General features: G+C 61.7%; 16 protein-coding genes. 4 read left to right on the top strand and 12 right to left on the bottom strand.

Annotated features, from left to right (window positions below):
- Positions 1-15 precede the first annotated feature (15 nt).
- The 5 genes from C5J24_RS11705 to C5J24_RS11685 all read right to left on the bottom strand — a co-directional run bounded on the left by C5J24_RS11705 (position 16) and on the right by C5J24_RS11685 (position 5,774).
- Entirely contained in the window at positions 16-1,098 is a 1,083-nt protein-coding gene (locus C5J24_RS11705) for an ABC transporter permease (protein ID WP_105402527.1), read from the bottom strand.
- Between the two features lie 21 nt (positions 1,099-1,119).
- Positions 1,120-2,673 carry a sugar ABC transporter ATP-binding protein gene (locus tag C5J24_RS11700; protein WP_105418107.1) on the bottom strand — a complete coding sequence of 518 codons (1,554 nt, stop codon included), beginning with the start codon at positions 2,671-2,673 and terminating at the stop codon, positions 1,120-1,122.
- Positions 2,674-2,736: 63 nt separating this feature from the next.
- The gene (locus tag C5J24_RS11695; protein WP_105402529.1) at positions 2,737-3,660 is read right to left on the bottom strand and encodes a sugar ABC transporter substrate-binding protein; all 924 of its coding nucleotides are present in this window, start codon (positions 3,658-3,660) and stop codon (positions 2,737-2,739) included.
- A 112-nt stretch (positions 3,661-3,772) separates the two neighbouring features.
- Positions 3,773-4,585: a TIM barrel protein gene (locus C5J24_RS11690; RefSeq protein WP_105418105.1), complete on the bottom strand. Its 813-nt coding sequence runs from the start codon at positions 4,583-4,585 to the stop codon at positions 3,773-3,775.
- A 157-nt stretch (positions 4,586-4,742) separates the two neighbouring features.
- Positions 4,743-5,774: a LacI family DNA-binding transcriptional regulator gene (locus C5J24_RS11685; RefSeq protein ID WP_105402531.1), complete on the bottom strand. Its 1,032-nt coding sequence runs from the start codon at positions 5,772-5,774 to the stop codon at positions 4,743-4,745.
- 172 nt (positions 5,775-5,946) lie between these two features.
- Between C5J24_RS11685 and C5J24_RS11680 the strand changes: the two genes are divergently transcribed.
- Genes C5J24_RS11680 through C5J24_RS11665 form a run of 4 tightly spaced genes read left to right on the top strand, consistent with a single transcriptional unit; the run spans position 5,947 to position 9,439 of the window.
- The gene (locus C5J24_RS11680) at positions 5,947-7,038 is read left to right on the top strand and encodes a fatty acid desaturase family protein (RefSeq protein WP_105418103.1); all 1,092 of its coding nucleotides are present in this window, start codon (positions 5,947-5,949) and stop codon (positions 7,036-7,038) included.
- 44 nt (positions 7,039-7,082) lie between these two features.
- The gene (locus C5J24_RS11675) at positions 7,083-7,397 is read left to right on the top strand and encodes a MocE family 2Fe-2S type ferredoxin (protein WP_105402533.1); all 315 of its coding nucleotides are present in this window, start codon (positions 7,083-7,085) and stop codon (positions 7,395-7,397) included.
- A gap of 1 nt (position 7,398) precedes the next feature.
- Positions 7,399-8,619 carry an NAD(P)/FAD-dependent oxidoreductase gene (locus C5J24_RS11670; protein ID WP_105418101.1) on the top strand — a complete coding sequence of 407 codons (1,221 nt, stop codon included), beginning with the start codon at positions 7,399-7,401 and terminating at the stop codon, positions 8,617-8,619.
- A gap of 25 nt (positions 8,620-8,644) precedes the next feature.
- Complete coding sequence (locus C5J24_RS11665) at positions 8,645-9,439, top strand: 3-methyl-2-oxobutanoate hydroxymethyltransferase (protein ID WP_105418099.1); 795 nt, start codon at positions 8,645-8,647, stop codon at positions 9,437-9,439.
- Positions 9,440-9,635: 196 nt separating this feature from the next.
- Here C5J24_RS11665 and C5J24_RS11660 read toward each other — a convergent pair whose 3' ends face one another.
- From C5J24_RS11660 to C5J24_RS11630, 7 genes are all read right to left on the bottom strand, one after another.
- Positions 9,636-10,484 carry a transporter substrate-binding domain-containing protein gene (locus C5J24_RS11660; protein WP_046638357.1) on the bottom strand — a complete coding sequence of 283 codons (849 nt, stop codon included), beginning with the start codon at positions 10,482-10,484 and terminating at the stop codon, positions 9,636-9,638.
- Positions 10,485-10,526: 42 nt separating this feature from the next.
- Positions 10,527-11,309 carry an ABC transporter ATP-binding protein gene (locus C5J24_RS11655; protein ID WP_105402537.1) on the bottom strand — a complete coding sequence of 261 codons (783 nt, stop codon included), beginning with the start codon at positions 11,307-11,309 and terminating at the stop codon, positions 10,527-10,529.
- On the bottom strand, positions 11,306-12,028 hold the full coding sequence (locus C5J24_RS11650; protein ID WP_105402538.1) for an ABC transporter permease: 723 nt from the start codon (positions 12,026-12,028) through the stop codon (positions 11,306-11,308). The genes C5J24_RS11655 and C5J24_RS11650 overlap by 4 nt, the downstream gene beginning before the upstream one ends.
- Complete coding sequence (locus C5J24_RS11645; RefSeq protein ID WP_105402539.1) at positions 12,028-12,747, bottom strand: ABC transporter permease; 720 nt, start codon at positions 12,745-12,747, stop codon at positions 12,028-12,030. Before C5J24_RS11645 ends, C5J24_RS11650 begins: the two co-directional genes overlap by 1 nt.
- Positions 12,748-12,841: 94 nt before the next feature.
- Positions 12,842-13,687 carry a transporter substrate-binding domain-containing protein gene (locus C5J24_RS11640; RefSeq protein ID WP_105418097.1) on the bottom strand — a complete coding sequence of 282 codons (846 nt, stop codon included), beginning with the start codon at positions 13,685-13,687 and terminating at the stop codon, positions 12,842-12,844.
- A 41-nt stretch (positions 13,688-13,728) separates the two neighbouring features.
- Positions 13,729-15,411, bottom strand: a complete 1,683-nt coding sequence (locus C5J24_RS11635) for a M28 family peptidase (RefSeq protein WP_105418095.1) — start codon at positions 15,409-15,411, stop codon at positions 13,729-13,731.
- Entirely contained in the window at positions 15,404-16,828 is a 1,425-nt protein-coding gene (locus C5J24_RS11630) for a M20 family metallopeptidase (RefSeq protein WP_105418093.1), read from the bottom strand. The genes C5J24_RS11635 and C5J24_RS11630 overlap by 8 nt, the downstream gene beginning before the upstream one ends.
- Positions 16,829-16,865 lie beyond the last annotated feature (37 nt).

Genomic DNA, 16,865 nt, shown 5'->3' with positions numbered 1-16,865 from the left:
GCCTGGGGAGGTTCTTCAGGCGCGGGATTTCTTGCGTTGGCGGTGCACGTCGATGACGACTGCCGCGACGATGATCGCGCCCTTGACGATCTCCTGGTAGTAGGCGCCGACCTTGAGGAAAGTGAAGCCGGAGGTCACCACACCGAGAATAATGGTACCGATTACCGTCCCGGTGATCCGGCCGACGCCGCCGGAGAGCGAAGCGCCGCCGATGACGGCCGCCGCGATGGCGTCGAGTTCGAAGGAGACGCCCATGTTCGGCTGGCCGGACTGGGCGCGGGCAGCGAGCATGACGCCGGCGAGGCCGGAGAGCAGGCCGGCCACCGCATAGACCTTGATCAGGTGCTTGCCGATATCGATCCCCGAGACGCGTGCAGCCTGGCTGTTGGCGCCGATGGCATAGGTGAACTTGCCGTAGCGGGTATAGGACAATGCGACGTGGAAGATGATTGCCACGGCGAAGAAGACGATGACCGTTCGCGGGACGGGAAAGCCCCAGAGACTGAAGCTCTGGCCGAGCCAGGCGAAGTTTTCGTTGAGCAAAGCGACGGGTTGGCCTTCGGTATACCATTTGGCCAGGCCGCGGACTGAAACCATCATGCCAAGAGTGGCAATGAAGGGCGGAATGCCTGTCTTGGCGATGAGAAGGCCGTTCAGATAACCCAGGAATGCGCCGAGCAGCACGCCGACCAGAAGCGGCCAGAACGGGCTTGAATCGATGAACCAGTCCAGGCCGAAAGCGGCGTATTCCGGTTGCAGGAAAACGGCCCGAGCATTCAGCGAGGTCTGGGCGAAGCTCGCAGCCACCATGGCGATAAACCCGACCATGGAGCCGGACGAGAGATCGACCCCGCCGGTGATGATGACCTGCGTCACGCCGACGGCGATGATCCCCGTGACGGCGACCTGCAGGACGATGATGGACAAGCGCTGCTTGTTCGCCAGAAAGCTTTCGCCCACGACGTACCAGCCGATCACTTCGAAGATAAGGGCGATCCCGATCAGGACGGCCAGGATCGAGAATTCCGGTGGAAGTCGCCGAATTTTCTTCAAGCCCGTCTTGGAGGTCTCCCCCAGTTCGTTGATGGCATCAGACATGATATCCTCCCGGCTGTGCCGTCAGCGCGACGCCAGCTCCATTATCTTGACTTGATCGGCTTCGGCCCTGTCCAGGATGCCTGTGACCCGCCCCTCATGCAGCACGACGATGCGATCACTCATGCCGAGCACCTCAGGCATCTCCGACGAGATCATGATGATCGCCACACCCTGGCCCGCGAGCTGCGAGATCAGCCGGTGGATCTCGGCCTTGGCGCCGACATCTATGCCGCGGGTGGGTTCGTCGAGGATCAGGATCTTCGGATTGGTCATCAGCCAGCGACAGATCAGGACTTTCTGCTGGTTGCCACCCGACAGGTTGATGATCGGCTCCCGCATGTCTGGCGTGCGAACCCTGAGGCGGTTGGCCATGTCGGTGGCCGCCTTCCGCAGCTTTTCCTGCTCTACGAAGCCGAGCTGCACATAGCGCTGTTGCAGCACCGCCATCTGCGCGTTTTCCTGGATGTCGAGCAGCAGGAAACAACCGGTTTCCTTTCGATCCTCCGTCAGAAACGCCATGCCGTGCGCCATGGCGACGGACGGCGAGGAGACGGTCAATTGCTTGCCGAAGAGCTCGATCGTCCCGGAATTTGCGGGCGTCACGCCGAAGATCGTCTCCGCGACGTTGGACCGGCCCGAGCCGACGAGGCCGGCAAAGCCGAGGATCTCGCCGGCCCGGAGATCGAACGACACGTCGCGGAAGACGCCGTTCAGCGTCAGCCCTTTTACCGACAGCACGACGTCGCCGATCTGCGCCGGTTCTTTCGGGAACATCTGGGTGATCTCGCGCCCGACCATCATGCGGATGATGTCTTCGCGGGTCACCTCCGAGGAATTGCAGGTCGCAACGTACTTGCCGTCGCGAAAGACGGAGAACTCGTCAGCGATCTCGAAGAGTTCGTTCATCTTGTGGGTGATGTAGATGATGCCCTTTCCTTCCTCGCGGAGGGAACGGATGATCCGGAAGAGGTGGTTCACCTCCCTCTCGGTGAGGGCCGATGTCGGTTCGTCCATGATGAGGACATCGGAATCGAAGGATACGGCCTTGGCGATCTCCACCATCTGGCGGTTGGCCACGCTGAGCTTGCCGACCTTGATTTCAGGATCGATCTCGATCCCGAGGCGCTCAAACAGCGCGTCCGTCCGACGGTTCATTTCGGCATGGTCCACGATACCGAAACGTCCGAGCGGCTCACGGCCGATCCAGATGTTTTCCGACACGGTCATGGGCGCCATCAGATTCAGTTCCTGATGGATCATCGCGATTCCGTTCTGAAGCGCGTCGAGCGGATTCTTGAGGCGGATGTCGACGCCGCGCAGTTTGAACGAGCCGCTGTCGGGCGTGTAGATGCCCGCGAGGATCTTCATCAGCGTGGACTTGCCGGCGCCGTTCTCGCCCATGAGGGCATGCACCGTCCCGCGTTTCAGCTTCAACTGCACGTTGTCCAGAGCAACGACCCCTGGAAATTCCTTGCGCACGTCCTCGACTTCGAGAAGATATTTGCTGCCCGGAACAGCGCCGCTCCTGCGAACGGCCTCCATGGTCTGGGGACTGATGATGCGTTCAGCCGACATGGTGGTCCTCCTCCACGAGAGTGATCCGCTGCCTCGCAAGGCAGCGGATCGGCCCGTTCTCGGTCAATTCTTCGTCGTGAACTTGGTCATGTTTTCAGGCGTCACGAGCTGGAACGGGATCCAGACCTTGGCGTCCACCTTCTCACCCTTGGCGAGCTTTATGGCAGCGGCGACCGCACCCGAGCCCTGGCCGAAGGCATCCTGGAACACGGATACATCCAGATTGCCTGCCTTCATGTAGGCGAGCGCTTCCTGGGTGGCATCGATGCCCGCAACGACCACGTCCTTCATATTCCAGCCGGCGGATTTCATGGCGTTGATCGCGCCAATCGCCATGTTGTCGTTGTTGGCGATGACAGCCGCCGGCTTGTGACCGGCCGCGATCCAGTTGGTCATCAGGTCCTGCGCCTTGACCGGATCCCATACGGCGGTCTGCTGGTCGAGGATCTTGATGCCCTTGCAGTCCGGCGTTGCGATCACGTCGTGGATGTCCTTGGTGCGCTGGACGGCAGCCTGGTTGGCAAGATCGCCGACCATGACAAGGATATCGCCCTTGCCGCCCAGGAGGCGACATACTTCCTTGGTCTGCAGCGTGCCGGACTGAACTTCGTCGGAGGCGACGAATGCCCCCTTGGGGCCAAGCTTGTCGACGTCTGCCGGCATCCGGTTGACGTAGACGATCGGGATGCCGGCATCGTTCGCCAGCTTCGTCATCGGCGCCGTTGCCGTGGTATCGACGGCATTGACGATGATCGCATCGGCCTTCGAGGCGATGAAGTTCTGGATCTGGGAAAGCTGCTTCTGAACGTCATCATCCGCGATTTCGATCTGGACCGGCTGTTTTGCGTCGGCCGCAGACTTCTCGATACCCTTGCGCAGAACGGTCAGGAACGTGTCGGAATTGGCCATGGACACGCCAATATTGCCTGCATAGGCGCTCGATGCCATCAGAACGCCGAGCGCGGCACCCGCCAAAAATTTCTTCATCTCTTCCTCCTCTGAAACGGTGCCCGGCGAACACCTCAAAAAGCCGGTCGCCTCCTCCCCGAAGGCAATCTTACGAACCAGTCCGGTCACTGCCACCGGATCGGTGAAGACGTCAAAGTCTGTCCCGGATCAGCTCCATGCTATTGCGGACCATCGCTTGCGGATCGCTCGATGCGTGAACGGATGACGCGAACGGTTCGAACGAGAACGGGCCGGGATAACCAGCGTCGACGAGCGCACGGATTTGACCGATATTGTCCAGCCGGTCCCGTGCCGTCACCATCACGCGATGCGGGTCGCGCATGGCGTCGATTCTGACGTCCTGGTCATCGACGCCTGAAATGTGCACCAGCCCCGTCAAATCCGGGAAGATATCCGGCTCGCCAGCCAGCACGTGGTGGAAAGTATCATGAACCAGCTTGAAGCTCTGGCGGCCATTGATCGCGGCAATCGCTTCCGCTGCTTCTTTCTTGGAGCGAAGCGAGCAGATCTGGAAACCGAGCGGCTCCACGAGGCCGATGAGGTTATTGGCCTGCAGGATGGGTTTCAGTGCCTTGAGCGCAACGCGCAAATTCCCCTGACGCTCACCCTCCAGCCTGCCGCTTCCGTCGTTGACGGGTACCAGAACCAGAGCTTTTGCGCCGCAGGCAGCGGCATAAGCGGCCAGTTCCCGGGCTTCCGCTTCCCGTTCCGGCGTCCATTCGTTGAAGCGCTGCAGGGCATTGATCGAAATGATCTCGGTTCCGCGCGTCTTTGCCAGGTCGCGGACCGTCTCGGGTGAAGTCCCGTCGAGTATGGCATTACCCGCAAGATCGTTGCGGATTTCGAATTGCCGAACACCGAGCGACATGCCCAGTTCGAAAAAAGCGCCGAGCGGCATGTGTGGCGCAACCATGTGGTTGAGCGCGAAGGTAAGCGCGGCCATGAGTTCTCCCGAAGTTTGGCGCGGCCGGCTTTCCTCCTCCGTCCCGCCGAACGAAGTCATCAGGTTTCGTGGCGTTGGTCAAAGAAGAAATAGCAATATTCTATTTCATTCATGAAAGAATTTGCAGATTGTTATGATGGATTTCCATCATCGCGGCTCAGATGTTTTCCGGCACATAAATTTCGAGCGGCAGGAAAGTCTGGCCTGGCGCCGTCGCGGGGCCGGTATCCACCGCCTCGACCATCAGCTGGACGAGTTCGCGGCACAGATTGGCAAGCGGTGTCGCAATCGCCATGGTCACGATCTCATCGGCCAGCGCTGCGCGGGAAATTGGCGTCAGTTCGTTGACGACGATAACATGCTTGCCGCCGAGCTTTTCTTCCCGGATGGCGGAAATGGCGCCTTCCATTCCGCCGCCGGCAACATAGAAACCCACAAGATCCGGATGGCGGTGCAACAGATCCAGCGTTGCCTCGTGGGTGATTTCCACCGTTTCCAGGTTCACCAGCGTGTCGAGAACCTCGAAGTCGGGGGCGTGTTCGCGGAAGTAGGACCGAAAGCCGATCTCGCGCAATTCGTGACCGTGAAAGCGGTGACTGCCGACGAAAACAGCCACTTTCCCAGGGTTTTTTGCAGCCCTCGTGATCATCCAGGCTGCCGTCCGGCCGGCCTTGCGGTTGTTGAGCCCGACATAGCCCTCGCGGATGCCGGAGGCGAAATCGGACAGGAGTGAGAATACCGGGATGCCCTTTGCCTTCAGTTCTTCCGCTGCCACCGTCAGGGCCGGATAGTCCGGGGATGTCATGGCGACCGCCTGATTCCTGACACCTACCTCTCTCAGCTTGTCGGCCAATTCGCTCGGTGTCTGGTTGGCGCAGAATTCGATCTGCGCCACGCCGCGAATGCCGGGATGATTCTGGACGGCGATCTCGAGTTCCCGCTTGAAGCTCTGGTAGAAATGGTGGTTGGGCTTCTGCAGGATGAAGCCCAGCCGGTATTGCGGCAGCCCCTCGAACACTCGCTGCCGCAGCAATCCTACGGCATGGAAGCCAATCTCGTTTGCCGCGTCATAGACGCGCCGCGCCGTGTCCTCGCGCACCTTGTGCCGCCCGTTCAGCACGCGGTCCACGGTTGCGACGCTCACTCCCGCAGTCTTGGCCAGATCCGCGATCGTCGGTCTTGATCCCATCTGTTCCTCCCTCAAGTGAGAGGTTTCTATCATGGAATAAATCAAGAATGATAGCTTTTGATAGAATATATCATGCGTGGATTGTGATCCGTCAGAACAACGATAATCCTCAAGATCAGATTCCATGCGGCGCCTTTGATGGCGACCGCATCGAAACCGATGGAGGAGATCTATGGCGAGGACAGCGGCAAAGCGTGACTACAGCCTGCTTGGGCGCGATGCGCAGGCGGCGGTGGCCAATGGGCTCGCGGCGGCGCAGTGGTATCATACCGAGGTTCCGCGCAAGCAGATGAAGGAATTGATGAAGCGGGAGGATGGGCCAGCCCTCCGGGACACGGCGATCTGGCTTGGCTGTATAGTCGTCTTTGCAGCGCTTGGCATCTATTTCTGGGGCAGCCTCTGGGCGATCCCTTTCTTCCTCGCCTACGGCGTGTTCTACGGGTCCGCCTCGGACAGCCGCTGGCATGAATGCGGTCATGGCACGGCATTCAAGACGATGTGGATGAACAACTTTGTCTACCAGATCGCCTGTTTCATGATCATGCGCAATCCGGTGACCTGGCGCTGGAGCCATACCCGGCACCACACCGATACGGTCATTGTCGGCCGGGATCCGGAAATCGCGGTGATGCGTCCGCCGGATCTCCTGCGGCTGATCCTCAATTTGTTCGGCCTGCTGGATGCCTGGCATGCGGTGATCGACATGGTCCGAAACGCGTTTGGCGTCATCAGCGCCGAAGAGAAGATCATCATTCCGGAGACGGAGCAGCCGAAGGCGATCCGCGTCGCGCGCATCTGGCTCGCGATCTATGTGGCGACCGTTGCGCTCGCGATCGCCCTGAATTCGATCCTGCCGCTGATGCTGATCGGCATGCCGCGCCTTTATGGTGCCTGGCACCATGTCATGACCGGCCTGTTGCAGCATGGCGGCCTTGCCGACAACGTCACCGACCACCGGCTAAACAGCCGCACGGTCTACGTGAACCCGATCAGCCGCTTCATCTACTGGAACATGAACTATCACGTGGAGCATCACATGTTCCCGATGGTGCCCTATCACGCGCTGCCGAAGCTGCACCAGACCATCAAGGACGATCTGCCGGCACCCAATCCGTCGATCCTCGACGGTTATCGCGAGATGATCCCTGCCTTCCTGCGCCAGCTCCGAAACGAGGATTATTTCCTGAAGCGCGAGTTGCCGCCGACGGCAAAGCCCTATCGCGAAGACTTCCATAGCGACGCAATGGCGCCAGCGGCGGAGTGACGCCGGCATCCGACAAAACAAGCTATAAAGGGGAGGAGAGCCCGATGAGCACCTGGATCGACGTCTGCGACAAGGACGAGATCGACGAAGAGGATGTCATCCGCTTCGATCACGCCGGCAAGAGCTACGCCGTCTATCGCAGCCCGGAAGACAGTTTCCACGCGACCGACGGACATTGCACGCACGAGAATGTCCATCTGGCCGATGGTCTGGTGATGGACGATATCATCGAATGTCCGAAGCACAACGGCCGCTTCAACTACAAGACCGGCCAAGCCAAGGGCGCGCCCGTCTGCGTCAACCTCAAGACTTATGCGGTCAAGGTCGATGGTGGCCGCGTCTTCATCCAGGTCGGCTGAGATGGGTGACAAAGGCATGGTGATCGTCGGCGCCGGCGAAGCGGGCGTGCGCGCGGCCTTTGCCCTGCGGGAGCGGGGTTACCAGGGGACCGTCACGCTGATCGGCGACGAACCGCATCTCCCTTACGAACGTCCGCCCCTGTCGAAGGGGAGCGAGGAAGCCGGGACCGTCCGGGCGATCGTCGCAAGCGAACGTTTTGCCGAGGCGGGGATCACCTTCCTGCGAGGGCAGCGGGCTATCTCGCTCGACCTGGCACGCCATGCGCTGCGACTGGAAGCGGGCGAAATACTGTCCTACGAACGGCTGCTGCTCGCAACCGGCGCCGCGCCGCGCCGGTTTCCAGGCCTTGCCACGAGCGATCGTATCCATGTGCTGCGGACCGTCGAGGACGCGTCCGCCATTCGTCGCCACATGCGGGAGGATGGCCGCGTGGCCATTCTCGGCGGCGGCTTCATCGGGCTCGAACTGGCCGCGATGGGCCGGAAACTCGGGACGGCCGTCACCTTGTTTGAGGCGCAACCGCGCGTGTTGATGCGCGGTGTTCCCGAAAAGCTTGCGCTCGCCTTGCAGGCACGGCACGCGGCAGAAGGCGTGGAACTCCTCTGCGGCGTGGGGATCGAGACCATCGCCGATGGCGAGAGCGGCGTTACCATCGGGTTCGCCGATGGTCGCCGGATCGAGGTCGATGCGGTCGTGGTCGGGATCGGTGCCCAACCCAACACCCGTCTTGCCGCAGAAGCAGGGCTTGCGATCGACAACGGCATAGCCGTCGATCGCCATCTGGCGACCAGCGATCCGCACATTTTCGCAGCCGGCGACTGCTGCTCCTTTCCCGTCACCGCCTATGGCGGCCGGCGCGTCCGGCTTGAATCCTGGCGCAACGCACAGGAACAGGGCAGCGTCGCGGCGGCCAACATGCTGGGAGAGGCCGCATCCTTCGATGCGGTGCCCTGGTTCTGGTCGGACCAATACGACCTGACGCTGCAGGTGGCCGGCCTGTCCGACGGCGCGACATCGACCGTCGGCCGGACGCTGTCGCCGGAGGCCGAGATCCTGTTTCACCTCGACGCGGAGGGGCGATTGCTGGCAGCCAGCGGGCTTGGCCCCGGCGGTGCCGTTGCCCGCGACATTCGACTGGCCGAAATGCTGATCGCCAGGGGCACGCGCGCCGATCCTGCGGCACTCGCCGATCCTTCCGTCAAACTGAAATCCCTTCTGTGAGCGCCTGGCGCCAAAGGATGCATCGATGAAATCCAACCGTCCCACCGTTGCCGATATCCTGGCGCTCAAGGGCAAGCGCCAGCTCAGCATGCTTCGTGTCGTCACGCTCGAGGAGGCGGAAGCCGCCGACAAGGCCGGGATTGAAATGGTCTCCGTGCCGCCAGCGCTCCTGGGGCCTGCGTTCCGCGAGGTGGCGCCAAGTGTCTTTGCCGTGCCGGGGCTCGAATATGGCGACTTCGTCACGACGGAGGAATATCTGCGGGGGGCCTTCAAAGCGATGCGCGCCGGTGGCGACGCCGTCTATTGCGCGGCGAACCTCCGGATCATCCGCGAGCTCAGGGACGAGGGCATTCCCGTCTGCAGCCATGTCGGCCTCATTCCCTCGAAGGCGACCTGGACCGGTGGCTTCAAGGCGGTCGGCAAGACCGCCGACAGCGCGATGGCGATCTGGAATGCCGTCAAGGCCCTCGAGGAGGCTGGCGCCTTCGCCGCCGAGATCGAGGTGGTTCCTGCCGAAGTTGCCTCGCTGATCAGCGCCCGGACGTCTCTCTTCATGATCTCGATGGGGGCGGGCGCCGGTTGCGACGCGCAATATCTCTTTGCCGATGACGTGCTCGGACAGAACCGCGGGCATGTGCCCCGACATGCGAAGACCTATCGCAACTTTGCCGCAGAGTTCGACCGCCTGCAGCACGAGCGCATCGCAGCGTTCCGGGAATTCCGTCAGGACGTCGAGAGCGGAGCCTATCCGGCGGAGCCGCACAATGTCGGCGTGGCGAGCGAGGAACTTGCCCGCTTCCGCGATATGATCAACGGCTGATCGGACGCCGGCCGCCTACGCGCTCCAGAAACTCCTCGTGGCTCTACGGCGCTCGCGGCGTTACGAACGGTAGCTGATCCAGAACGCGCAGCTTCCAAGTCAAGCAACCGAAACCAGCCTCGTGTTCGTGACTGCCGTAACACGAAGGTCCGGTTGTGAAAAGGCCGCGGGATGCCGCGGCCTTCTGATTGGAAGATTATTGCGGTGTCATGTCGAAGCCGAACCACTTCATGGACAGCTTCGTCGTCGTCCCGTCCGCCTTGGCGGCGGCGATCGCCTCGTCGAATTTCTGCTTGAGCCCAGTATCCCCCTTGCGAAGACCGACCGAGCTGCCGGCGCCGAGGAAACCACCCTGGAAGCGAGGGCCGACAATCGTCAGGTCGCTGTTTGTCGGCTTCTGCACGGCGGTCATCAGGTAACCCATTGATGCCATGACAAAATCGACGCGGCCGGAAACGAGATCGAGGTCATGCTGTTCCGTGGTCTTGTACTCGCGAACCTGCACGACGCCCTTCAGATATTCGTCGATAAAGCGTGCGGCGATCGAGGCCGTCTGGACGCCAACCGTCTTGCCCTGCAGCAGCGGCTTCAGCTGTTCGACAGCCTTGCGGGCGCCGGCCTCATTGGAGGCGAGCGAAAAGAGTTCGTCCTTCATGGGCATTTTTGCCAGGGGGCTGTCCTTGAGCGTCGCGAAGGACTGGCCGGTGCTACCGTAGGACATGGAGAAGTCGATGACTTCCTTCCGCTTTTCCGTGGCCGACATGCCGGCCATGATGGCATCGAACTTGCCGGCATTGAGGGCAGGGATGATGCCGTCGAAAGCTTGCGCGACGAACGCGCACTTGATTTTCATGCGCTCGCAGAGGTTCTTGCCAAGTTCGATGTCGTAGCCGTCCAGCGTGCCGTCCGGTCGGGTCAGATTGTAAGGCGGAAAGGCGCCCTCCGTGGCGATGACGATTTCCGTTTTGTCCTGCGCCGCGGCGGCCGTCGCCATCAGCGTCATGGCGGTGAAAGCAGCGGCGATTGCCGTGTTGACGAATTTCATCTGTCAGTTCCCTCTCTTTGTTTGGGTAGAATGTCGAGCGGCTCAGCCGCTGATGAATTTCCGGAAGCGCTCGGACTTCGCGTTGGTGAACATGTCCTGCGGCCGGCCTTCCTCCTCGATCGCGCCCTGGTGCAGGAAGATGACCCGGCTCGAGACATCACGCGCGAAGCCCATTTCGTGCGTGACGACCAGCATGGTCCGGCCTTCTTCGGCAAGCGCCCGCATGACACGCAGCACTTCGCCGACAAGTTCCGGGTCAAGCGCCGAGGTCGGCTCGTCGAACAGCATCACCTTCGGCCGCATGGCGAGCGCGCGGGCGATGGCGGCCCGTTGCTGCTGCCCGCCGGAAAGATGCGCCGGATAGTGATTGCGCTTTTCGGCAATGCCAACCTTGGCAAGCAGAGCTTCCGCCTCCTCCAGGCATTCGGCGCGCGAACGCTTCTGCACGTGCAGAGGCGCTTCCATGATGTTTTCGAGCACGGTCTTGTGGGACCAGAGATTGAAGCTCTGGAACACCATGCCGAGTTCGGAGCGGATACGCTCCACCTGCCGGCGGTCGGCAATGCGGCTCTTGCCGGAGCCGGTCGGCTTCATGCGGATGGTTTCGCCGGCAACGGTGATTTCGCCGGCATCGGGTGTCTCCAGCATATTGATGCAGCGGAGCATGGTAGACTTGCCAGAGCCGGAGGAGCCGAGGATCGAGACGACCTCGCCCTCGCATGCTTCCATGTCGATACCCTTCAGCACTTCGATGGGACCGAAACTCTTGCGAAGCCCGCGCACGGTGATCGCCGCCGGTGCGGGTGGATTGGTCGAACGCGTCATCTAGTGGCTCCCGTGGACGTGCTGGGCAAGGCCGCAGGCTGGCGCAGGTGCGGGCTCAATTGATACTCGGCGAGGGCGACAAGCCGGGTGAGGATGAAGTTGATGGCGAGATAGATGGCGCCGGCGACGACGAAGACTTCGATCGCCCGATAGGTCTCGGAGATCAGTTTGGCCGCGACGCCGGTCACCTCCATGATGGTGATGATCGAGGCAAGCGACGTCGCCTTCACCATCGAGATCATCTCGTTGGAATAACCGGGCAGAGCCTGGCGGATCGCGAGCGGCAAGGCAATGCGCCGAAAGGCCATGAAATGGGACATGCCGCAGGCGCGCGCCGCTTCGATCTGGCCGAACGGGACCGAGAGCAGGCCGCCACGAATGATTTCGGCGGAATAGGCGGCGGTGTTCAGCATCAAGGCGATGACAGCGCACCAGTAGGGATCGCGCAACACCACCCACAGCATGCTCTGGCGGACATCACGGAACTGGCCAAGGCCGTAATAGATCAGGAAGATCTGGACGAGCAGTGGCGTGCCGCGGAAGACGAAGATATAGGCCCTCGCGAACCAGTCGAGCGGCAGGATACCGGACAGCCGGCTGAGTGCCAGGCCAAGGGCCAGGAACACGCCGAGTACGATTGCGCTCGCGGCAAGCTGCAGCGTCAGCGGTACGGCAGCAATCAGGCTGAGGAAGGTTTCCCAGAGAAACGGCAGATCCATCAACCCCTCCTGACGCCGCGCGTGAAGCGCTTTTCGCTGAATTGCAGGAGACCGCCGGAAACCGTTGAAATAGCCAGGTAGACGGCAGCGGCGATGACATAGAAATTAAAGGGCAGGCCGGTGGAGCCGGCGCCGATCTGCGACTGCCGAAGGAGCTCGACGACGCCCGTAACCGAAACCAGCGCGGATTCCTTCAAGACGACCTGCCAGACATTCCCCATGCCGGGAATCGCGTGGCGCAGCGTCAGCGGCGCGAGGATCCTGCGAAACCGCAGGGAGCGCGACATGCCGCAGGCGATCGCCGCCTCCAACTCGCCGGAATGGACCGCTCGATAGGCGCCGCGAAAGACCTCCGTCTGCTGTGCGCCGGAGGTAATGCCGACAGCGAGTGCGCCGGCCAGGAAGCCCGGAAACCCGATGAAGCCTTCAGCGCCGAATAACCTGCCGATCGCTGTCACGGCAGCACTGCCGCCGAAATAGAAGAGATAGATGACCAGAAGATCGGGTATGCCGCGCAGAACGGTGGTGTAGAAACCCGCGATCCCGCGCGTCAGCGGGCCGCCCGAAACTTTTGCCCAAGCACCGAAGACGCCGATCACCGCACCGATCGCGAAACCGGCGATGGCGATCAGGACGGTCATGACGGTGGCCGCGGCGAGCGCCATGCCCCAGCCATTCGGGCCGGTTCCGATCAGATCCAGTATTGTCGGCTGGTTCATGGAGACCTCATCCATATGGAGGTTTGTTCGTATCCAGACGCCGGCGTCACGGCACGGGGACGCAACTTTCGTACCCCGCGCCGGGTCCACAGGGTCAGAACGATGGCGTCAGGTCCAGCTTGCTCCATTTTTCGGAGAGCTTTTTGATGACGCCATCCGCGGCCGCCGACTTGATGGCTGCGTCGAACTTCTCCTTCAGATCGGTCTCGCCCTTGCGCATGCCCATGGCGACCTCCGTCGCCAGCATGGCGCCCTTCATCAGCGGTCCGGCCATCGCCAGATCCTCGTTCCCAGGTTTGGCAAGTGCGGTGGTGCCGTAGACGCCGCTATCGAAACCGGCGTCGATGCGGCCGGCCTTGAGGTCGAGATCGCGTTCGCCGGAATTCTTGTAGGTGCGAACGGTGACGTTTTTGCCGAAATAGGCATTGATCAACTGCTCTTGGCTGGTCGATTGCACGACGCCGATCGTCTTTCCGGAGAGAACACCGCCGATCGTCTTCATCACTGGATCGGCCTTGTCCTTGTCGTTGAGGCTCAGTCGTTCGCCGGTCATCGGCAGCTTGCTGATCGGGCTGTCCTTCAGCGTGATGAAGGTCGCCACGCCGCTTGCATAAGGCACCGTGAAATCGACGACTTCCTTTCGCTTTTCGTTGATGCCGAGCGTCATGATAAGATCGAACTTGCCGGCATTGACGCTGGGGATCATGGCGCTCCATTCACCGGCGATCAGCTCGCATTCGACCTTGGCGCGCTGGCACAGGTCGTTGATGAGGTCGATATCGAGTCCGGTCAGGTTGCCCTTGGAATCCAGTGCGTTCCATGGCGGAAAGGCGCCTTCGATACCGACCTTTACACGGGTCCAGTCCTTGGCTTCTGCGCCCGGCAGCATGATGGTGAGAGTGGCAGCCAGCGCGGCCGCCCAGAGTTTCCCGGTTTTCATGTCGTTGTTCCCTTATTTGTTCGTTGTGCTGGAGAGGAAGGTCATACTCCTTCGAGTGCAAGCACCGAGCAGGCTTGTCGGAGCACGGAGAGAAGCCGGTTGCGCGTCTGGCGCCCATGAACCGTGAAGAACGCGATATCGGCATGCCCTTCCGGCAGGGCGGCCAGTTCGCGAAGCCCTGATAGCGACGGCCAGGCCGGATGCGGAAGCGCATTGTCGTGATGGAAACGGTCACCGTACGTGTAGTTCAACGGAACGAGAAGGCGGGAGGCCTGCCGAAGGCGGTCGTTGATGATCTCGGCGCGACCCGGATCGGTTTCCTGCTGCGCGGCCCGGTTGATCGCCTCGGCACGCCGGCGCAGTTCATCCACCACCAATGTCAGGCCGTTCATATCCATCCGCCCCGCCAGATCCGCGGCCAGGCCGTCGAGTTCATGTTTGAGAGATGCTGCGTAGGCGGTGTAGTCGAGCGGCAGAACGCGGGCATCGAGCAATTCACCGAGCACGCGTAACACGATCTCGGTGTCGCGCTGAAGATTGGCCGGATCGATATGCTCTTCCGTATCGTGCGGCGTGTGCCACCACCACCCGAGCGCCGTCAGCATCTTCACAGGCCCTGGGGGCTGATGGCTGAGGCTGCCGAACATCGAGGGAATACCGACGCCCCAGAAGGACTGGTCGGCAGCGCGCCCGTGACGACGGCCGCGATGCACCTGGCCGGTCACCGTTTCGACGGCCCTTGCCGCGACCGCCTTCAATTCGTCGATGACGGTCGAATTCGTCAGGATGTCCGCGCCTGCACCGCCGGTGGAATCGACATTCACATGCGCCACGCAGCGCTGTTCCAGCTCATCCCAATATTCGTCCGCGTACCAGGCGGAGCCGGAATAACGGCCGTGGGAATGGCCGGACCAGAAGCAGATGCGCAGGCCCCGCTGCCAGTTTTCGCGCCGCTCGGCCAGGAGGCGCGCGGCCTCCAGCATCGTGGCGTTGGCTCCACCATTGTCCATCACGCCGTAATGCCAGGTATCGTGATGGCCGGAAAACAGGATGAAAGGTGCATCCGGCCGGTTTCCCGGGAAAAGCTCCGCGACCAGGATAGGCGTCTTGCGCCAGCCCGTACCCACCTCGGTCGTCAGGCGGGCGACAGGCGCCTTGCCTGCGCGGCAGGCCTGACGGAGCCGTGCGCCGTCGTCGTGGGCGATCGTGCAGATCGCGGTCCTTGGCAGCTGCTTGCGGGTATGTTGCGACGGACTGCCCCAGACAGGCGAGACGCACATTTCGTAAAGATGTTCGTTGGGGCTGACATGAATCTGTCCAATCGCGCCGCGGGCACTTGCAAGGGCCGCGACGTCTTCGGTCGCGATGCCGTCGACAAGGATGATGTGCCCCTCGACATCGATCCCCTCCAAATCGGCTTCAGCGCCTTCTGCGACATAGATGACTTCCGCCGAGATGCCTTCTCCAGGCGTCGAAACCGACATGGAATGGGTGATGCAGCGGACAGCGTTTCCACCGATTTCGACCGCTGCGCTGCCCGGCAGGCTAATATAGGCGTCGTGCAGGAGAAGCTCGGTTCGATAGCCATAAGAGGCTATCTGCCTTTCCAGATATTTAAAGCTTTCCAGCTCTTCCGCCGTGCCCGAGAGTTTCACCCGTTTGCCAAACTCGCGGATGTGGCCCATCAGGATCTGGCGGTCGGGCTGGAGTGGCGCGTCAGACATCTCGCTTCTCCCGAATGTCGGGCTGAACGTCATCGGGAATCGGATTGATGAAGGGAGTACCTTCGAGCCGCGCCGTAAAGTCGGCTTTCGCTTCTGCGATCAGTTCCGGCTTCAGGATGAGATCGACGGCGGTCGATGCCATTACCTTGGCCGCATGTGTCATGCCCTTGTGCGCGGCGGGCAGCTTGCCCTGGGCGACGAGCTGCCAGGAATGCCCGGGCGTGCCGATCGCATAGGTGGCGCCGCGCATCTGGACGGTTGGCACGACCCAGCTGACCGTTCCGACATCGGTGGAGCCGACCAGCGTTCCGTCGCCGCTGTCCGGCGGGAAGATGACATCGCAGAGCGACACGCCCTTGCGGACCTTCAGTCCGAACCGTCCGAAGGACGTGGCGATATCCGCCTGGCTGAAGGTTTCCTGGAATTTTGCGGCGGTCGCCTTGTCCGCCTCGTCGAAAGCCGGCAGGCCGACGCGCTCGATGTGGCTGTGCATCAGCGTTTCGAGCGGCGTGTTGCCGACCAAGTTCGCATCGCCGCTGACGATCCGGCTGCGCACGGAGGTGCCGGTCATCAGGGCCGCGCCGGCCGCCACATCCTTCACTCGGGCCACCAGTTCCAGAAGTTCGGGAAGCGTGCGCGACCGGATCAGATAACGCACTGAGGCTTTCGCCTGCACGACGTTCGGGGCATGGCCGCCCGTATCGGTAATGGCATAGTGGATCCGCGCCGTCGACGGCATATGCTCGCGCAGGTAATTGACGCCGACATTCATCAGCTCGACTGCGTCGAGTGCGCTGCGTCCGAGATGCGGCGAGGCGGCGGCGTGCGACGCACGGCCGGTGAAGTGGAAATTGAGCTCGTTGCAGGCAAGCGAGATCGGATTGTTGACGCCGACGAATGCGGCCGGATGCCAGGAAATCGCGATATCAACATCGTCAAAAACGCCGGCCCGGACCATGAAGCCCTTCGAGGAGCCGCCCTCTTCGGCAGGACAGCCATAATAGCGGACGCGGCCCTGGAGATTGTTCGCCTTGAGGTAATCCTTGACGGCGGCGGCGGCCAGCAGGGAGCCGGAGCCAAGCAGGTTATGGCCGCAGCCGTGCCCATTACCGCCTTCGGTGACCGCTTTCTGTTCGGCAAGGCCCGCGACCTGGCTGAGGCCCGGCAAAGCGTCATATTCGCCGAGAATGGCGATGACCGGACCGCCTTCGCCAGCCTCGCCCATCACCGCCGTCGGGATGTTTGCGACATTGCGGGTGACCCTGAACCCTTCCGCTTCCAGAAGTTCCGCATGGGCCGCCGAGGAGCGATATTCCTCGTAATTGGTCTCCGGGACGTCCCAGACATAGTCGCTCAGTTCTGCAAAGCGAGGCGCCTTGTCGTCAACCAGATCTGAAATGTCGTCAGAATTTTTCATCGCTGCCTGCTTATTTTATCCAATATTGGTACCAATT

Source organism: Neorhizobium sp. T25_27, from assembly GCF_002968565.1.
GTDB lineage: Bacteria > Pseudomonadota > Alphaproteobacteria > Rhizobiales > Rhizobiaceae > Neorhizobium > Neorhizobium tomejilense.
This window is presented reverse-complemented; position numbering and strand designations above follow the sequence as displayed.